This is a genomic window from Klebsiella sp. DY2415, assembly GCF_026314315.1.
In the GTDB taxonomy this organism is placed as follows: Bacteria; Pseudomonadota; Gammaproteobacteria; order Enterobacterales; family Enterobacteriaceae; genus Klebsiella; species Klebsiella ornithinolytica.
On the sequence record NZ_CP111115.1, the window covers coordinates 2,333,294 to 2,348,906 of the forward strand.

The 15,613-nt window shown below is 60.5% G+C and carries 17 protein-coding genes; 13 read left to right on the top strand and 4 right to left on the bottom strand.

Annotation, left to right across the window (positions count from 1 at the left end; translation table 11 throughout):
- Positions 1 to 188: 188 nt before the first annotated feature.
- From OQV00_RS10855 to ccmI, 12 genes are all read left to right on the top strand, one after another.
- Positions 189 to 935, top strand: a complete 747-nt coding sequence (locus tag OQV00_RS10855; protein WP_004863012.1) for a gluconate 2-dehydrogenase subunit 3 family protein — start codon at positions 189 to 191, stop codon at positions 933 to 935.
- 2 nt (positions 936 to 937) lie between these two features.
- Positions 938 to 2,722 carry a GMC family oxidoreductase gene (locus OQV00_RS10860; RefSeq protein ID WP_004863011.1) on the top strand — a complete coding sequence of 595 codons (1,785 nt, stop codon included), beginning with the start codon at positions 938 to 940 and terminating at the stop codon, positions 2,720 to 2,722.
- A 10-nt stretch (positions 2,723 to 2,732) separates the two neighbouring features.
- Entirely contained in the window at positions 2,733 to 4,076 is a 1,344-nt protein-coding gene (locus tag OQV00_RS10865; protein ID WP_266280311.1) for a c-type cytochrome, read from the top strand.
- Positions 4,077 to 4,159: 83 nt separating this feature from the next.
- On the top strand, positions 4,160 to 4,783 hold the full coding sequence (gene ccmA / locus OQV00_RS10870) for a cytochrome c biogenesis heme-transporting ATPase CcmA (RefSeq protein WP_004863006.1): 624 nt from the start codon (positions 4,160 to 4,162) through the stop codon (positions 4,781 to 4,783).
- Positions 4,780 to 5,439 carry a heme exporter protein CcmB gene (ccmB, locus tag OQV00_RS10875; protein ID WP_015584147.1) on the top strand — a complete coding sequence of 220 codons (660 nt, stop codon included), beginning with the start codon at positions 4,780 to 4,782 and terminating at the stop codon, positions 5,437 to 5,439. Before ccmA ends, ccmB begins: the two co-directional genes overlap by 4 nt.
- Before the next feature lie 53 nt (positions 5,440 to 5,492).
- Positions 5,493 to 6,236: a heme ABC transporter permease gene (locus tag OQV00_RS10880; protein WP_004863001.1), complete on the top strand. Its 744-nt coding sequence runs from the start codon at positions 5,493 to 5,495 to the stop codon at positions 6,234 to 6,236.
- Positions 6,233 to 6,466 (top strand): heme exporter protein CcmD, encoded by a 234-nt coding sequence (ccmD, locus tag OQV00_RS10885; protein ID WP_004862998.1) that lies wholly within the window; start codon positions 6,233 to 6,235, stop codon positions 6,464 to 6,466. Before OQV00_RS10880 ends, ccmD begins: the two co-directional genes overlap by 4 nt.
- Positions 6,450 to 6,908 carry a cytochrome c maturation protein CcmE gene (ccmE, locus tag OQV00_RS10890; RefSeq protein WP_004862993.1) on the top strand — a complete coding sequence of 153 codons (459 nt, stop codon included), beginning with the start codon at positions 6,450 to 6,452 and terminating at the stop codon, positions 6,906 to 6,908. Before ccmD ends, ccmE begins: the two co-directional genes overlap by 17 nt.
- Positions 6,905 to 8,857 (top strand): heme lyase CcmF/NrfE family subunit, encoded by a 1,953-nt coding sequence (locus tag OQV00_RS10895; RefSeq protein ID WP_048024845.1) that lies wholly within the window; start codon positions 6,905 to 6,907, stop codon positions 8,855 to 8,857. The genes ccmE and OQV00_RS10895 overlap by 4 nt, the downstream gene beginning before the upstream one ends.
- The gene (locus OQV00_RS10900; protein WP_004862986.1) at positions 8,854 to 9,411 is read left to right on the top strand and encodes a DsbE family thiol:disulfide interchange protein; all 558 of its coding nucleotides are present in this window, start codon (positions 8,854 to 8,856) and stop codon (positions 9,409 to 9,411) included. Before OQV00_RS10895 ends, OQV00_RS10900 begins: the two co-directional genes overlap by 4 nt.
- Positions 9,412 to 9,419: 8 nt before the next feature.
- Entirely contained in the window at positions 9,420 to 9,863 is a 444-nt protein-coding gene (locus OQV00_RS10905; RefSeq protein ID WP_160873517.1) for a cytochrome c-type biogenesis protein, read from the top strand.
- Entirely contained in the window at positions 9,863 to 10,708 is an 846-nt protein-coding gene (gene ccmI / locus OQV00_RS10910) for a c-type cytochrome biogenesis protein CcmI (RefSeq protein WP_015584150.1), read from the top strand. The genes OQV00_RS10905 and ccmI overlap by 1 nt, the downstream gene beginning before the upstream one ends.
- Before the next feature lie 118 nt (positions 10,709 to 10,826).
- Here the strand turns inward: ccmI and OQV00_RS10915 are convergent, their stop codons facing one another.
- From OQV00_RS10915 to budA, 3 genes are read right to left on the bottom strand one after another with little or no spacing between them, the layout of a single operon-like run.
- Positions 10,827 to 11,597 carry a (S)-acetoin forming diacetyl reductase gene (locus OQV00_RS10915; protein WP_266280315.1) on the bottom strand — a complete coding sequence of 257 codons (771 nt, stop codon included), beginning with the start codon at positions 11,595 to 11,597 and terminating at the stop codon, positions 10,827 to 10,829.
- Between the two features lie 23 nt (positions 11,598 to 11,620).
- Positions 11,621 to 13,300 carry an acetolactate synthase AlsS gene (gene alsS, locus OQV00_RS10920; protein WP_015584151.1) on the bottom strand — a complete coding sequence of 560 codons (1,680 nt, stop codon included), beginning with the start codon at positions 13,298 to 13,300 and terminating at the stop codon, positions 11,621 to 11,623.
- Positions 13,301 to 13,310: 10 nt separating this feature from the next.
- Positions 13,311 to 14,090, bottom strand: a complete 780-nt coding sequence (gene budA, locus OQV00_RS10925) for an acetolactate decarboxylase (RefSeq protein ID WP_004862971.1) — start codon at positions 14,088 to 14,090, stop codon at positions 13,311 to 13,313.
- 106 nt (positions 14,091 to 14,196) lie between these two features.
- Between budA and OQV00_RS10930 the strand changes: the two genes are divergently transcribed.
- The gene (locus OQV00_RS10930) at positions 14,197 to 15,069 is read left to right on the top strand and encodes a LysR family transcriptional regulator (RefSeq protein ID WP_099144334.1); all 873 of its coding nucleotides are present in this window, start codon (positions 14,197 to 14,199) and stop codon (positions 15,067 to 15,069) included.
- Positions 15,070 to 15,114: 45 nt separating this feature from the next.
- Here OQV00_RS10930 and cspF read toward each other — a convergent pair whose 3' ends face one another.
- Positions 15,115 to 15,327, bottom strand: coding sequence for a cold shock-like protein CspF (gene cspF / locus OQV00_RS10935; RefSeq protein WP_004862967.1), 213 nt, complete (start codon positions 15,325 to 15,327; stop codon positions 15,115 to 15,117).
- Positions 15,328 to 15,613: the final 286 nt, after the last annotated feature.

Here is a 15,613-nt window from a genome sequence, read left to right on the forward strand (position 1 = left end):
AGAATCGACTAATATCCAAACGATAACTCTATAAACATCATCGCCAGCGGCGATTTATTTTTTGTACGACTTAATGGCGTCGTGCCAGCAGGTCCGCTAAAGCGGTACCTTTCTGGAATCGGTTCCAAAGCAGCGTTTGCTGGGCTTGTAACAACAAAATCAGTAATTTAATTGACAGGAATGTGAGAATGTCGAGCGAAAAAACCAATAATTCGAGGCGTGATTTTTTAGTAAAATCAATGGCTTTGATACCCACGGTCGTGATCGGTAGCGGCAGCGTCGGCGCGGTTGCCGCCGCCAGCACCGCGCAGGCGGCGGAGCGTGCCACTGCCGGCGGATCCGCTTCCGCGACCACCGGCGACTGGAAACCGCAGTTTTTTAACGAACGCGAGTGGGCATTCATCAACGCCGCGGTAGCGCGCCTCATTCCGGCCGATGAGCTGGGGCCTGGCGCACGCGAAGCCGGCGTACCGGAGTTTATCGATCGGCAGATGAATACTCCGTATGCCACCGGTTCCATCTGGTATATGCAGGGGCCGTTTAACCCCGATGTGCCAAAAGAGATGGGTTATCAGCTGCCGTTGGTCCCCAAACAGATCTACAACCTCGGGATTGCCGACGCCGATGAATGGTGCCAGGGCCAGTATCACCAGCCGTTCGCCGGGCTGACCCCGGAACAACAGGATGCCGCTTTAAGTCAGTTTGAAGCCGGCAGCGCCGCCTTTAAACAGCTGCCGTCTTCGCTGTTCTTCTCTTATCTGTTGCAAAACACCCGCGAAGGTTTCTTCAGCGATCCGATTCATGGCGGCAACAAAGGCATGGTTGGCTGGACGCTGATTAATTTCCCCGGCGCACGCGCCGACTTTATGGACTGGGTTGAACGGGGTGAACGCTATCCCCTCCCGCCGGTATCAATTAATGGGGAGAGGGCATAACGATGACCACCGTACTGAAAAAAACCGACGTCGCGATTGTGGGCTTTGGCTGGGTTGGCGCCATTATGGCCAAAGAGCTGACCGAAGCCGGATTAAATGTTGTCGCCCTGGAGCGCGGCCCGATGCGCGATACCTGGCCTGACGGTGCTTATCCGCAGGTGGTTGACGAGCTGACTTACAATATTCGCCGTAAGTTATTCCAGGATCTGTCGAAAAGCACCGTCACTATTCGTCATAACACCAGCCAGCAGGCGGTACCGTATCGCCAGCTGGCGGCCTTTTTGCCGGGGACCGGCGTCGGTGGCGCCGGACTTCACTGGTCCGGGGTCCATTTCCGCGTGGATCCGATAGAACTGCGCATGCGCAGCCACTATGAAGAGCGCTACGGCAAAAGCTTTATCCCGCAGGATATGATTATTCAGGATTTTGGCGTCACCTACGACGAGCTGGAGCCCTTCTTCGATAAGGCTGAGAAAGTCTTTGGCACCTCCGGTACCGCCTGGTCGGTGAAGGGACAGGTAGTCGGCAAAGGGCGCGGCGGCAACGCCTTTGCGCCGGACCGTTCGGACGACTTCCCGCTGCCGGCGCAGAAAAACACCTGGTCGGCGCAGCTGTTTGAGAAAGCGGCGCGGGAAGTGGGTTACCACCCCTACAATCTGCCGTCGGCGAACACCTCGGACTCCTACACCAACCCTTACGGCGCGCAGATGGGGCCGTGCAACTTCTGCGGCTACTGCAGCGGCTACGCCTGCTACATGTATTCCAAAGCCTCGCCGAACGTCAACATCCTGCCCGCGCTGCGCCAGGAAAAACGCTTTGAGCTGCGCACCAACGCTAATGTTCTGAAGGTCAATCTGACCGCCGATAAGCAGCGCGCCACCGGCGTGACTTACGTCGACGGACAGGGGCGCGAAATGGAGCAGCCGGCAGATCTGGTGATTATCGGCGCCTTCCAGTTCCACAACGTTCACCTGATGCTGCTTTCCGGCATCGGCAAACCCTACGATCCGCAAACCGGGGAAGGGGTGGTGGGTCGCAACTTCGCCTATCAGAATATGACCACCATCAAGGCTATTTTTGATAAGAATACCTTTACCAATCCGTTTATCGGCGCCGGTGGTAACGGTGTCGGGGTGGATGACTTTAACGCCGATAACTTCGACCATGCCGAGGCCGGCTTTGTCGGCGGCTCGCCGTTCTGGGTCAACCAGGCCGGGACCAAACCCATCTCCGGACTTCCGGTTCCTCCGGGGACGCCGGCATGGGGCAGCAAGTGGAAATCGGCGGTTGCCGATACCTACACCCATCATCTGTCGATGGACGCCCACGGCGCGCACCAGTCCTACCGCCAGAACTATCTCGATCTCGACCCGAACTACAAAAACGTCTTCGGCCAGCCGCTGCTGCGAATGACCTTTGACTGGCAGGAAAACGACATCAAGATGGCGCAGTTCATGTTCGATAAGATGGCGCCGATCGCCAAAGCGATGAAGCCGAAATATCTGCTCGGCAGCCCGAAAAATGCCAACAGCCACTTTGACACCACCAGCTACCAGACCACCCATATGAACGGCGGCGCGGTAATGGGCGAAGATCCGAAAACCAGCGCGGTGAACCGCTATCTGCAAAGCTGGGACGTGCATAACGTCTTCGTTATCGGCGCTTCGGCCTTCCCGCAGGGCCTGGGATATAACCCGACGGGGACGGTGGCCGCGCTGGCCTACTGGTCAGCAAAAGCGATCCGTGAACGGTACCTGAAAAACCCGGGTCCACTGGTGCAGGCATAAAGGAAGGCAAATGATGAAAATGCAATGGTTATCGGCACTGGTGCTCGGTGCGTTAAGCTGTGCGGCGTTTGCCGAAGAGGCTCCCGCGGACAGCAATTTGATTCAGCAGGGCGAGTATCTGGCGCGGGCCGGGGACTGCGTGGCCTGTCACACCAACGGTAAAGAGGGGAAACCTTTTGCCGGCGGCCTGGCGATGGAGACGCCTATTGGCACGATTTACTCCACCAACATTACCCCGGACAGCGCCCACGGCATCGGCGGCTATACCTTCGAGGAGTTCGACGACGCGGTGCGCAAAGGGGTTCGCAAGGATGGCTCAACCCTCTATCCGGCGATGCCGTACCCGTCATTCGCCCGGGTGAGCGAAGCGGATATGCGGGCGATGTACGCCTACTTTATGCATGGCGTGGCGCCGGTTGCCGAGGCGAATCACGATACCGATATTCCGTGGCCGCTGTCAATGCGCTGGCCGCTGGCGTTCTGGCGCGGGATCTTCGCTCCGACGCCGGCCGATTTTGTCGCGAATCCGCAGGTCGACCCGGTGCTGGAGCGCGGGCGCTATCTGGTGGAGGGACTCGGTCACTGCGGGGCCTGCCACACTCCGCGTAGCCTGACGATGCAGGAAAAAGCGCTTAGCGAAAGCGAGGGTGACGACTATCTGGCAGGCAGCAATGCGCCGATTGACGGCTGGGTGGCTTCCAGCCTGCGCGGCGAAAATCGCGACGGTCTGGGCACCTGGAGCGAAGCCGAACTGGCGGAGTTCCTGAAAACCGGGCGTAACGATAAGTCCGTGGTCTTCGGGGGAATGAGCGATGTAGTGGAACACAGCCTGCAGTATCTCTCTGACGACGATATCACCGCGATTGCCCGCTATCTGAAATCGCTGCCGCCGCGCGGTGGAAAACAGACCCCGGCGCCGGTTGAAGACAGCGTAGCGAAGGATCTGTGGAAGGGCGATGACAGCAAGCCCGGCGCGGCGCTGTACGTGGATAACTGCGCGGCCTGCCACCGTACCGATGGCGTGGGTTACAAGCGCGCCTTCCCGTCGCTGAAGGGCAACCCGGTAGTGCAGACCGAAGATGCGACGTCGCTCATCCACATCATCCTCACCGGCAGCACCACGCCGGCGGTGAAAAATGCGGTGTCTAATCTGACCATGCCCTCGTTCGGCTGGCGTCTGGATGACCAGCAGGTGGCGGATGTGGTCAACTTTATCCGCACCAGCTGGGGGAACCACGCCTCGCCGGTGAGCGCCAGCGATGTGGCAAAAGTGCGTAAGGACAAGTCGATCGTTCGCGATGAGAAGGCGACAGGTAATGTCGACATCTCGAAACTGCCGGTTTCCGGTCAGTAACCGTCGTGGATGCGCCGCCCGGATGGCGCATCCCGAACGGATTGTCGACGCTAACGGCGGTCTGAACCAAGGAGAGTACATTCATGCTGCATGCCGAAGGACTGAGCGGCATCTTTGATGACCGGGTGCTGTTCCAGGCGCTGACTCTGACGGTCGGGCCAGGCGAACTCCTGCAGGTGGCCGGCGATAACGGCGCCGGGAAAACCTCGCTGCTGCGGATGCTGTGCGGCCTGACGCGTCCGGAAAGCGGTACGGTGAGCTGGCAGGGCGAACCGCTGGCGAGCGTGCGTGAAGCGTTTCATCGTCAGCTGCTGTGGCTCGGGCATAAGCCCGGCGTCAAAACGGCGCTGACCGCGGACGAAAATTTGCATTTCTTCTTCCCGCAAACCCGGCAGCAGACGCGAGAAGCGGCGCTGGCCGAAATGGGGCTGGCGGGTTATGAAGATGTCCCGCTGAGTCAGCTCTCCGCCGGACAGCAGCGGCGGGTGGCGTTGACCCGTCTGTGGTTGACGTCGGCGACGCTGTGGATCCTTGACGAGCCGTTTACCGCGCTCGACGCGTCGGCTATTGCGACCTTAAGTCGTCGGCTGGAGCAGCATGTTCTGGCGGGTGGCAGCGCGATCCTTACGACTCATCAGCCCCTGCGTCCGCTGGCCTGCGCTCTGCGCACGTTAAGGCTCGGCGCCGGGGGGGAGGAAAACGCATGATGTGGACGCTGTTTGCCCGCGAAATGCGCCTGGCATGGCGCAACGGGGCAGAGATTCTCAATCCGCTGTGGTTTTTCCTGGTGGTGATCACCCTGTTTCCGTTTGGCGTCGGCGCCGACCCGCAGCTGCTGGTACAGATCTCGCCCGGCATTGTCTGGGTTGCCGCGCTGCTGGCGGCGCTGCTGGTGATGGACCGCCTGTTTCGCGACGACTGGCAGGACGGTTCGCTTGAGCAACTGCTGCTGCTGCCGACACCGCTGGTGGCGGTGGTTGTGGTCAAGGTGCTCGCCCATTGGGCGATGACCGGTCTGCCGCTGCTGGTGGTATCCCCGCTGGCGGCGCTGCTGCTGGGGATGGCCCCCCACGATGCCGGCGTACTGGCGCTGACCCTGCTGCTGGGGACGCCGACCCTGAGTTTTCTCGGTGCGGTTGGCGTCGGCCTGACGGTAGGGCTGCGGCGCGGCGGGGTTCTGCTGAGTCTGCTGGTGCTGCCGCTGTCGGTTCCGCTGCTTATTTTTGCCTGCGGCGCCATTCAGGCTGGCGCCGCGGGGCTGCCGGTGGATGGCTATCTGGCGATTCTGGCGGCGTTTTTAGCCGCCAGCGCCACGTTGTGTCCGTTCGCCACCGCCGCCGCATTACGGCTGACGGTGCAATAATTCGCTGCGGTGACGCTGCCGCAGTCATAAAAACAGTAGTGTGAGCAAACGTTATGTGGAAAGCATTACATCAACTGGCGATACCCGAACGGCTGTACGGCCTGTGCGGCCGCTGTATTCCCTGGCTGACGGCCTTGAGCGCACTGCTGCTGGCGGTGGGGCTGGTGTGGGGATTTGTCTACGCGCCGGCGGATTATCAGCAGGGGCAAAGCTATCGGATTATGTATCTGCATGTCCCGGCGGCCATGTGGTCGATGGGCGTCTATCTGGCGATGGCCGTCGCCGCCTTTGTGGGGCTGGTCTGGCAGATGAAAATGGCCGATCTGACGGTGGCGGCGCTGGCGCCGGTGGGCGCCGCCTGCACGGCCATCGCGTTGGTCAGCGGGGCGGCATGGGGGAAACCGATGTGGGGAACGTGGTGGATCTGGGACGCGCGCCTGACGTCGGAGCTGGTTTTGCTGTTTCTCTATGCCGGGATTATCGCCCTCTGGCACGCCTTCGACGATCGCCGTCTGGCGGGCAGGGCGGTCGGTATTCTGGTGCTGGTGGGGGTGGTGAATCTGCCTGTCATTCACTATTCGGTCATCTGGTGGAACACGCTGCATCAAGGGTCGACCAACATGCAACAGTCGATTGACCCCAGTATGCGTCTGCCGTTGCGAATCTGTATTCTGGCCTTCCTGAGCCTGGTGGCCACGCTGACCCTGATGCGCCTGCGCAATTTGATTCTGTTACAGGAGCGGCGCCGGCCCTGGGTCCAGGCGCTGGTCACGGCCCCAAAAGGAGCGGAGAAATGACCCCCGCCTTTTCATCTGTCGCCGCCTTTCTGGCGATGGGCGGCTACGCATTTTATGTCTGGCTGGCGGTGGCGGCGACGCTGCTGATCTTCGGGGTTCTGACGCTGCATACCTGGTGGCAGCGACGGACGCTGTTCCGCGAGCTGAGTCGTCAGCAGGCCCGGGAGCGGCGTATCGCCGCCGCTCGCCGCCGTGCAGAAGCGGAGGGCGCCGATGCAAACGCGTCGTAAAACCCGGCTCGGGATCGCGCTGGCGGTGCTGGTTGGCCTCGGGTTGACCATTGGCCTGACGCTGTATGCCCTCAGCGCCAATATCGATCTCTTCTACACGCCGGGGGAGATCCTGTATGGCAAAACGGAAACTCATCAGCGGCCACATCACGGCCAGCGTCTGCGGATCGGCGGCTATGTACAGCCCGGCAGCGTCAAGCGTGATCCGCAGACCCTGGACGTCAGTTTCCGACTGTACGACGCTCGCGGTGTGGTGGAGGTCAGCTATCGGGGCATTCTGCCGGATCTGTTCCGCGAGGGGCAGGGAGTGGTAGCCCAGGGGGTGCTCGATGGCGATCGGCACATTACCGCCCGGCAGGTGCTGGCAAAGCACGATGAGAACTATACGCCGCCGGAAGTGAAAGAGGCGCTGCAGCCGGAGAAGAAAGGAGAACAACCATGATGCCGGAACTGGGGCACTATCTGCTGTGCCTGGCGACAGGCCTCGCGCTACTGCTGGGCATTTATCCGCAATGGGGCGCGGCGCGGCAGGACCCGCGGCTAATGGCGCTGGCGCGGCCTCTGGCCTGCGCGCTCTTTTTCTGCGTCGCGGGCGCTTTTCTCGTGCTGGTCCATGCCTTCGTGGTCAATGATTTCACCGTGCGCTATGTCGCGGATAACTCGAACAGCGCGCTGCCGATGTGGTACCGGGTCGCGGCGACCTGGGGCGCCCATGAAGGCTCATTGCTGCTGTGGGTGCTCCTGCTGAGCGTCTGGACTTTCGCGGTGGCGCTGTTCAGTCGGCGGATGCCGCAGGACGCCGTGGCGCGGGTGCTGGCAGTGATGGGGACCATCGCCTTCGGCTTTCTGCTGTTTATTCTGTTCACCTCGAATCCGTTTGCCCGCACGCTGCCGCTCTATCCGGTTGATGGTCGCGACCTTAATCCGCTGCTGCAGGATATCGGCATGATTTTCCATCCGCCGATCCTGTATATGGGCTACGTGGGCTTCTCGGTGGCGTTCGCCTTTGCGATTGCGTCGCTGCTCGCCGGACGGCTGGATACCGCCTGGGCGCGCTGGTCGCGTCCGTGGACCCAGGCGGCATGGGTATTCCTGACTCTGGGTATCGTGCTGGGCTCTGCCTGGGCCTACTACGAGCTGGGATGGGGTGGCTGGTGGTTCTGGGATCCGGTGGAGAACGCCTCGTTTATGCCATGGCTGGTGGGGACGGCGCTGCTGCACTCCCTGGCGGTCACCGAGCAACGCGGGAGCTTCCGGGCCTGGACCGTGCTGCTGGCGATTGCCGCCTTTTCACTGTGCCTGCTGGGAACCTTCCTGGTGCGCTCCGGGGTGCTGGTGTCGGTCCATTCGTTCGCCTCGGATCCGACGCGCGGGCTGTTTATTCTGGCGCTGCTGGTGGTGGCTATCGGCGGTTCGCTGCTGCTGTATGCCCTGAAGGGGGGGCAGGTACGGGCGCGAGTCGAACATGCGCTGTGGTCGCGAGAGTCGTTTCTGCTGGGGAACAATATTTTGCTGATCGCCGCCATGCTGGTGGTTCTGCTCGGCACGCTGCTACCGCTGGTGCACAAAGAGCTGGGGCTTGGCAGTATCTCGATCGGCGAACCCTTTTTTAATCTGCTGTTCACCGCGCTGATGGCGCCGTTTGCGCTGCTGCTGGGTCTGGGACCGTTGATCCGCTGGCGACGCGACCAGCCGGGCAAGCAGCTTAAGCGGCTGGCGATTGCGCTGCTGGTGACATTGTCACTTTCTCTGCTGCTGCCGTGGCTGTTGCAGGACCGGATTGTCGCCATGGCGGTTCTGGGTCTGATGATGGCGATTTGGGTACTGCTCTTTGCCCTGATTGAAATCCATGAACGGGCGACCCACCGGCACGGTTTCTGGCGCGGCCTGCGGGTGATTTCGCGCAGCCAGTGGGGAATGGTGCTGGGTCACGTTGGCGTGGCGGTCACCGTTATCGGGATTACCTTCAGCCAGAACTACAGTATTGAGCGCGACGTACGGATGAAAACCGGCGATAGCATCGATATTCATCGCTACCATTTCGTGTTCGACGGGGTGCGCAACATCGTCGGCCCGAACTGGACCGGCGGTGAAGGAGTGATTACGGTGACGCGCAACGGTCGCCCGGAGGCAACGCTGTACGCGGAAAAACGTTACTACAGCGCCAGCCGTATGATGATGACCGAAGCGGCGATCGGCGGCGGTTTGACGCGCGATCTGTATGCCGCGTTGGGGGAAGAGCTGGACGATGGCAGCTGGGCGGTGCGTCTGTACTACAAACCGTTCGTGCGCTGGATTTGGTTCGGCGGCGGCCTGATGGCCCTTGGCGGCCTGTGCTGCATGCTCGACCCGCGCTACCGGATGCGTAAACAACGGCAGGAGGCACAATGAAGCGCAGGCTGCTTTTTATTCCGCTGGCGCTGTTTCTGCTGCTGGCGATGGCGCTGTTCTGGCAATTGATGCGTAACGCCGAGGGCGACGATCCGACGATGCTCGAATCTGCGCTGATCGGCAAACCGCTGCCTGAGTTTCGCCTTGAGGCGTTGACGGCGCCGGGAAAAACCTACAGCCGTGCGGCGCTGATCGACGGGAAACCGCTGCTGCTGAATGTCTGGGCCACCTGGTGCCCGACCTGTCGCGCCGAACATCAGTTCCTGAATGCGCTGTCCGGGCAGGGGGTTCGCGTCGTCGGGCTGAACTACAAAGATGACCGGCAGAAGGCGGTGAACTGGCTCGACAGTCTCGGCAACCCCTATGCGCTGAGTCTGTTCGACGGCAGCGGCATGCTGGGGCTTGATCTGGGCGTATATGGCGCGCCGGAAACCTTTCTGATTGATGGGCAGGGCATTATTCGCTGGCGTCACGCCGGCGATCTGAACGCCCGGGTGTGGCGCGAACAGCTCCAGCCGCTATGGCTGAAATATACCCAGGAGCCGGCAGCATGAGGCGCTGGATACTGGCGCTGATGGCGCTGCTGCTCGCCGGCCAGGCGCTGGCCGCCATCGATACCTGGCAGTTCAAAAACGAAGCGCAGGAGCAGGCGTTTCGCGAGATCACTTCGCAGCTGCGCTGCCCGAAGTGCCAGAACAACAGTATTGCGGACTCGAATGCGATGATCGCCGCCGATATGCGGCTGAAGGTTTATGAGCTGATGCAGCAGGGACAAAGCAAAGATCAAATCATCGCCTATATGGTGGCGCGCTACGGCCATTTCGTCAGCTATGAACCGCCGTTGACCGCCGGGACCTTACTGTTGTGGCTGGTTCCGGGGCTGTTTGTTATCGCCGGTGTCGCGCTGCTGGTGGCGCGAACCCGACGTCGCGGTGGCGCAAGCGCTGCGCTGAGTGAACAAGAGCGTCAGCGGCTGGCGGCGTTACTGAACAAAGGAGAGGATTGATGACCCTGTTTTTATTGCCGGCGCTCCTGATGTTGGCCGGGGCGCTGGCGCTGCTCTATTTTCCGTGGCAGGGGAAGGCGGCGGCGGATCGCGATAGTCTGAACCGGACGCTGTACCAGACGCGGCTCGACGAGCTGGCGCAGGAGGACAACGTTGCCGACCGGGAAGCGATGGTGGTTGAACTGCAGCGTACGCTGCTGGCCGATATTCCCGACGTCACGCCGGCTAAAGTCCGCCCGCTCAGCCGTTGGGTGCTGCTGCCCGGCGCGGCGGCGCTGGTACTGTTGAGTAGCGGGATCTTCCTTAAAACCAGCGATATTGGCCAGGTGTTGCTCTGGCAGCAGGCGGAACGTCAGACTCCTGCGCTGCTCCGGCAGGTGCAAGACCCAACGGCGGCGCCGCTGCGGATGGATCAGCTGGCTCAACTCAGGCTCGGGCTGCGCAGCCAGTTACAGGATCGGCCTGACGATCTTGCTGGCTGGCAGCTGCTGGGACGTATTGCCCTGTTGCTCAACGATGGCGAGACGGCGATCGGCGCCTTTGCCCGCGCCCATCAGCTGGCGGCGGGCGATCCGCTGGCCGCATTCGATTACGCCAGCGTACTGGTGCGGGCCGGCGATAGCGGCCAGCTGCGGATGGCAGAACTGCTGCTGCGCGAACTGCATCAGCGGCAGCCGCACAATCTGCCGGTACTGGAACTGCTGGCGCTGAGCGCGCTGCGTAGCGAAGATTACCCGCAGGCGGTTGCGGCATTGCAACAACTGCTGGATATATTGCCGGCGAACGATGCGCGACGTCAGGCCATTGAACGCCAGCTGGCGCAGGCGCAGGCGAGCGCGCGTTAATCGGCCGGGATAATCATTGCCCGCCGGGCCGCGGGGGGCGTTTATCGCCCGAGCGACCAGCACATAAAAAAAGCCCCTGTTTCGCGGCAGGGGCAAACCATGTCAGAGCATCATGGAATTAGTTAAAAACCATACCGCCGTCGATCAGTAGCGACTGGCCGGTCATATAGTCGGAGTCCGGGCTCGCCAGATACGACACGCAGGCCGCGACGTCTTCCGGTTCGGATAAACGTCCCAGGGTGATGCGTTTCGCGAACTCGGCCGTACCGTAGCCCAGCGGTTTACCCGCCGCTTCCGAAACCTGACGATCGATCTCTGCCCACATTGGGGTTTTGACGATCCCCGGACAGTAGCCGTTAACGGTGATCCCCAGCGGCGCCAGGTCGCGGGCGGCGGTCTGGGTCAGGCCGCGCACGGCGAATTTACTCGAACTGTAGACCGCCAGCTCCGGATTGCCGACGTGCCCGGCCTGGGAACAGGCGTTGATGATTTTCCCGCCGTGGCCCTCTTTTTTAAAGGCGTCGACGGCCGCCTGAATGCCCCAGATGACGCCTTTGACGTTGATGTTATAGACCTTATCGACGGTCTCCTCGACGATCGCTTCGATCGGCGCCGACGGGGCGATGCCGGCATTGTTGACGATAACGTCGAAACCGCCCAGCGCTGTACGCGCCTGTTCGACGGCGGCGAAAACCTGTTCACGGCGCGCGACGTCTACCTTAAGCGCCAGCGCCCGGCCGCCGTGCTGGTTGATCTCGGCGGCCACGGCTTTCGCCGCGGTATCGTTGTAATCGGCAATGGCCACGGCAAATCCGTCTTTAACCAGGCGCAGCGCGATAGCTTTACCGATGCCCTGAGCGGCGCCGGTGACAAGGGCGACTTTTTGCATATTTCTTTCCTTTTTGTAGTGACTCACAGTATTTGGCTGAGATGGAGTTGCCCCATCAGCAGAGGGTTATCGCGGTAGTCGACCGGAATAGCGACCACCGCCGGGCCATCGACGTCCATGGCGGCACGTAATGTCGGCTCCAGCGCGTCGGCGCTCTCCACCGAAAAGCCTTTGGCCCCGAAAGATTCGGCGTAGGCTTTGAAATCAACCGGACCGAACTCTACGCCGGAGAGGCGCTGGTATTTTTTCTGTTCCTGAATCGCCACCATGTTGTAACCGTTGTCGACCCAGATGATATGCAGGATATTGGCCTGCAGCCGGACGGCGGTCTCCAGCTCCATGCTGGATTGCAGGAACCCGCCGTCGCCGGAGACCGAGACCACTTTGCGCTGCGGATTGACCAGCCAGGCGCCGATTGCCCACGGCAGCGCGACGCCCATCGTCTGCTGACCGTTGGAAATCATCACCTGGCGGGCGCGGAAGCTGTACAGATAGCGGGCGATCCAGATATGGAAGCTGCCCATGTCGACGGTGAGGGTGACATCGCTGTTGACGATATCCTGCATCGCCCGCACGATGCGCAGCGGATGAAGGGCAAATTGATTCAGCTGCGCGCCGCGGCGGTCGAGCAGCTCGCGCTGATGCTGGCGATCGGTGAGGATCTCCGCCGCCTGCGGGGTTAACACCAGCTTATGGCTGATGCGTCGGGTCAGTTTGTTCAGCGTCGCGGCGATATCACCCACCAGCTCCATATCGGGGGTGTAGTTACGCTCTTCATAAGCCGGCAGCACGTCGATATGTACCAGCGTCGCGTTACCGCGGTTCCACATCGCCGGTTCATACTCGACCGGGCTGTAGCCGATGCAGATGATCAGGTCGGCGAGGTGGAGCAGGCGGTCGCCGGCCTGGTTGTTAAACAGTCCGACCCGGCCGGCGAAGCGCGCAAAGTGCTGCTGATTGACCGCCCCGGCGGCCTGGTAGGTGCTGGTGACCGGAATATGACTCTGTTCCAGCAGCTGGTGCAGGGCGCGGCTGTTTTCCGGCTGGCTGGCCATCAGCCCGAGCAGGAAAACCGGGTTCCTGGCGGCGGCGATCATCTGCGCGACCTTCTCGATCGCCTCGTCAGGGGCCGCGCCCATTTGCGGGGCGTTGCCGACCGGGAGAATCGCGCCGTGGGTGGGTTGATCGACAACATCCTGCGGCAGGCTGATAAAGGCGCTGCCGGGGCGCCCCTGCTCAGCGGCGCGGAAAGCGTTGGAGACAACTTCCGCCAGCGCGTCGGCGGCGGTCACTTCAACGGCATATTTGGTCACCGGACTGAACATCGCCACGGTATCCATGCTTTGATGGACCAGTTTTGCCTTATCCGCCCGCTTAACCGCGCCACCCAGCGCCACCACCGGATCGCCCTCGCTGTTCGCGGTAGCCATCCCGGTAATCAGATTCGAACAGCCTGGGCCGGAGGTGACCAGCGCGACGCCCGCTTTACCGGTCAGGCGACCGACTGCCGCGGCCATAAAGGCGGCATTAGCTTCGTGGCGCACGGGAATAATCCGGATGGTGGAGTCCAGCAGCGAATCGAAGACTTTATCTATTTTCGCGCCGGGGATGCCGAAGACCTGGCGGACGCCCTGGGCCTCAAGCTGACTGACTATCATATCCGCGCCGTGCGCCCACTGGCGTTCGTGACGTTGATTGTCCATATGAAGCTCCTTAGTTTTCTACCGCGCGAATGGCGGCGTCGAGATTGTCAGGATGCAAATCGGCCTGGAGAAAAGCGCTGTCGGCCGGGAGGTCAATCAGCAGTTTGTGGATCTCGCCGAAAGTCAGCACGCCGCTATCGAGCTGGTAATCCAGAAGATGGCCGCCGCCCTGACGATCGTCGGTGATGAAGTGTTCGTGATACCCGGCGACGTTAATCCCCTGCATATGCTGCGGGGTGCGAAAACCGACCAGTATCCCTTTGCGCTGGTTGAAGCGGAACACCGGCTGGTCGTCCAGAACATCGGTCATCGCCCGGTAGGGGGGAGTCTGGCGGGGTACGGTCCGGGTATGGGCGTGGCGAAAATGGCCGTCGATATGCAGGGCGCAGAACAGATTGTCGGAGGGGATCTGTCGGTCGATGATCTCATGCAACTGCTGGCGGTTTACCGGGTGGTCGAAGCTGACGCGGTGCTGCGGTCGAAACCAGGTCATCACCGCGAACGGTGTTTTTTGGTCCCCGCGGGCTTTGCGCGCGCTGCCGTCGGCGCGCAGCTGGTAGACCTCGCTGCTGAAGGCGATCAGTTCGCCATCGAGTTCGTTAAAGGTTCCGAGACCGAAATCGCCGTGGGTGAGCAGGTCGGCGATGGTGGTATTGCCCTCATAGACGCCGCTCAGGAGCGCGCTCATCAAAGAGGTCTGATAGAGCACGTTATCAGGCTGCTGGGCAGAAAAACCGCGTACGGTTTCGCACAGGCTTTGCTGGCAGGTGCATGCAGAAGAATGGGTCATCAGAGACTTCCTCGTTCAACAAATATAAGAAAGATTAAATAATTGTTGACCCGATTCAGCTCTCAGTTCCAATATACAAAGCATGCTGGTTTGAGACGTTTTTGATATGGAACTTCGTTATCTACGCTATTTTGTCGCCGTGGCCGAGGCGCGAAATTTCACCCGCGCCGCCAGGGAGCTTGGCATCTCTCAACCGCCATTAAGTCAGCAAATTCAGCGGCTTGAGAGGGAGATTGGTACGCCATTGCTGCGCCGTCTGACGCGGGGAATTGAGCTGACGGAAGCGGGAGAATCGTTTTATGAAGATGCCTGCCAGATCCTTGCTCTGAGCGACGCGGCGCTGGAAAAGACCAAAGGTATCGCCCGCGGGATGAACGGCAGGCTGGCGTTAGGTATCACCAGTTCTAATGCTTTTCATCCGCAGATTTTCGCGCTGCTGCGCCAGTTTCAGCGCCGCTATCCGGCGGTCGCCCTGCGCCAGGTCGAAGGCAATATGGCGGCGCTGATGAGCGCGCTGGGGGAAGGGGAGCTGGATATCGCCTTTGTGCGCCTGCCGTGCGAAAGCAGCAAAGCGTTTAACCTGCGCATTATCGATGTGGAGCCGATGGTTATCGCCCTGCACCGTGACCACCCGCTTGCCGGTGAGGACGCGCTATCGCTGGTACAACTGCAGGAGACCGCGCCGATTCTGTTTCCGCGTGAGGTGGCCCCGGGACTGTATGAGCAGGTCTTTAATAGCTGTTTGCGCGCCGGTATCGATATGCAGCAGGCGAGTCAATCTTCGCAACTCTCCTCCTCCTTAAGCATGGTGGCTGCCGGATTTGGTTTCGCGCTGGTGCCACAGTCGATGACCTGTATCCACCATCCCGACGTCATCTATCGCCCGTTATCGGGGACGCCGGTGACGACCGATGTTGCGATTGCGTGGCGGCGATTCGAACGATCGCGAACGGTAAAACGTTTTCTGGAGATGTTTTAGCCGCCCTGGTGGGCTATCGGAGCCGTATCAGCGGTCGGGTTGTGGCTATGAGAGGTAGACGTTAGCCGCCGTCGGACCGCGCAGGCCGTTGACCCGGCGAAATTCAACGCGAATACCTGGAATTATGGTTTCTGATTCACCAGGGGATAATGCAGAAATATGGACCTGAACGTCTTTACGACCATCGGAGGGAATTATAAGGCCTTTGCCGGTTTTATTATCAAACGCTTTGACAATGCCTGTCATTTTTTGGAACAAATAAAATCCTTGTAAAAATAAGTACCGGCGAACTATACATTAATCGAACAATAAAGCTATCGATTTAATTTTTTACCGGAGCAGGCTTCCGGACGGCTAAAATAAACCTTGCTAATAAATATACCCTGTGCCTTAATAGCCAGGTCGGTTTGTAAGACAGAAAGCAGTTCACTAAAGCAGTCCTCATTTCCAGGCGTTATCGCTGATACCTCCTTCCTTGAGTCCCTCCATTAAGTGTTAAGTTGATTCTGTAGCGCAAACCAGTTTGCCGATTAAGGGCTCATAA

Bases quoted from the DNA above. Each gene is read 5' to 3' on its own strand.
- OQV00_RS10855 (WP_004863012.1), top strand. From the start codon at position 189: ATGTCGAGCGAAAAAACCAATAATTCGAGGCGTGATTTTTTAGTAAAA.
- OQV00_RS10860 (WP_004863011.1), top strand. From the start codon at position 938: ATGACCACCGTACTGAAAAAAACCGACGTCGCGATTGTGGGCTTTGGC.
- OQV00_RS10865 (WP_266280311.1), top strand. From the start codon at position 2,733: ATGATGAAAATGCAATGGTTATCGGCACTGGTGCTCGGTGCGTTAAGC.
- ccmA (WP_004863006.1), top strand. From the start codon at position 4,160: ATGCTGCATGCCGAAGGACTGAGCGGCATCTTTGATGACCGGGTGCTG.
- ccmB (WP_015584147.1), top strand. From the start codon at position 4,780: ATGATGTGGACGCTGTTTGCCCGCGAAATGCGCCTGGCATGGCGCAAC.
- OQV00_RS10880 (WP_004863001.1), top strand. From the start codon at position 5,493: ATGTGGAAAGCATTACATCAACTGGCGATACCCGAACGGCTGTACGGC.
- ccmD (WP_004862998.1), top strand. From the start codon at position 6,233: ATGACCCCCGCCTTTTCATCTGTCGCCGCCTTTCTGGCGATGGGCGGC.
- ccmE (WP_004862993.1), top strand. From the start codon at position 6,450: ATGCAAACGCGTCGTAAAACCCGGCTCGGGATCGCGCTGGCGGTGCTG.
- OQV00_RS10895 (WP_048024845.1), top strand. From the start codon at position 6,905: ATGATGCCGGAACTGGGGCACTATCTGCTGTGCCTGGCGACAGGCCTC.
- OQV00_RS10900 (WP_004862986.1), top strand. From the start codon at position 8,854: ATGAAGCGCAGGCTGCTTTTTATTCCGCTGGCGCTGTTTCTGCTGCTG.
- ccmI (WP_015584150.1), top strand. From the start codon at position 9,863: ATGACCCTGTTTTTATTGCCGGCGCTCCTGATGTTGGCCGGGGCGCTG.
- OQV00_RS10915 (WP_266280315.1), bottom strand. From the start codon at position 11,597: ATGCAAAAAGTCGCCCTTGTCACCGGCGCCGCTCAGGGCATCGGTAAA.
- alsS (WP_015584151.1), bottom strand. From the start codon at position 13,300: ATGGACAATCAACGTCACGAACGCCAGTGGGCGCACGGCGCGGATATG.
- budA (WP_004862971.1), bottom strand. From the start codon at position 14,090: ATGACCCATTCTTCTGCATGCACCTGCCAGCAAAGCCTGTGCGAAACC.
- OQV00_RS10930 (WP_099144334.1), top strand. From the start codon at position 14,197: ATGGAACTTCGTTATCTACGCTATTTTGTCGCCGTGGCCGAGGCGCGA.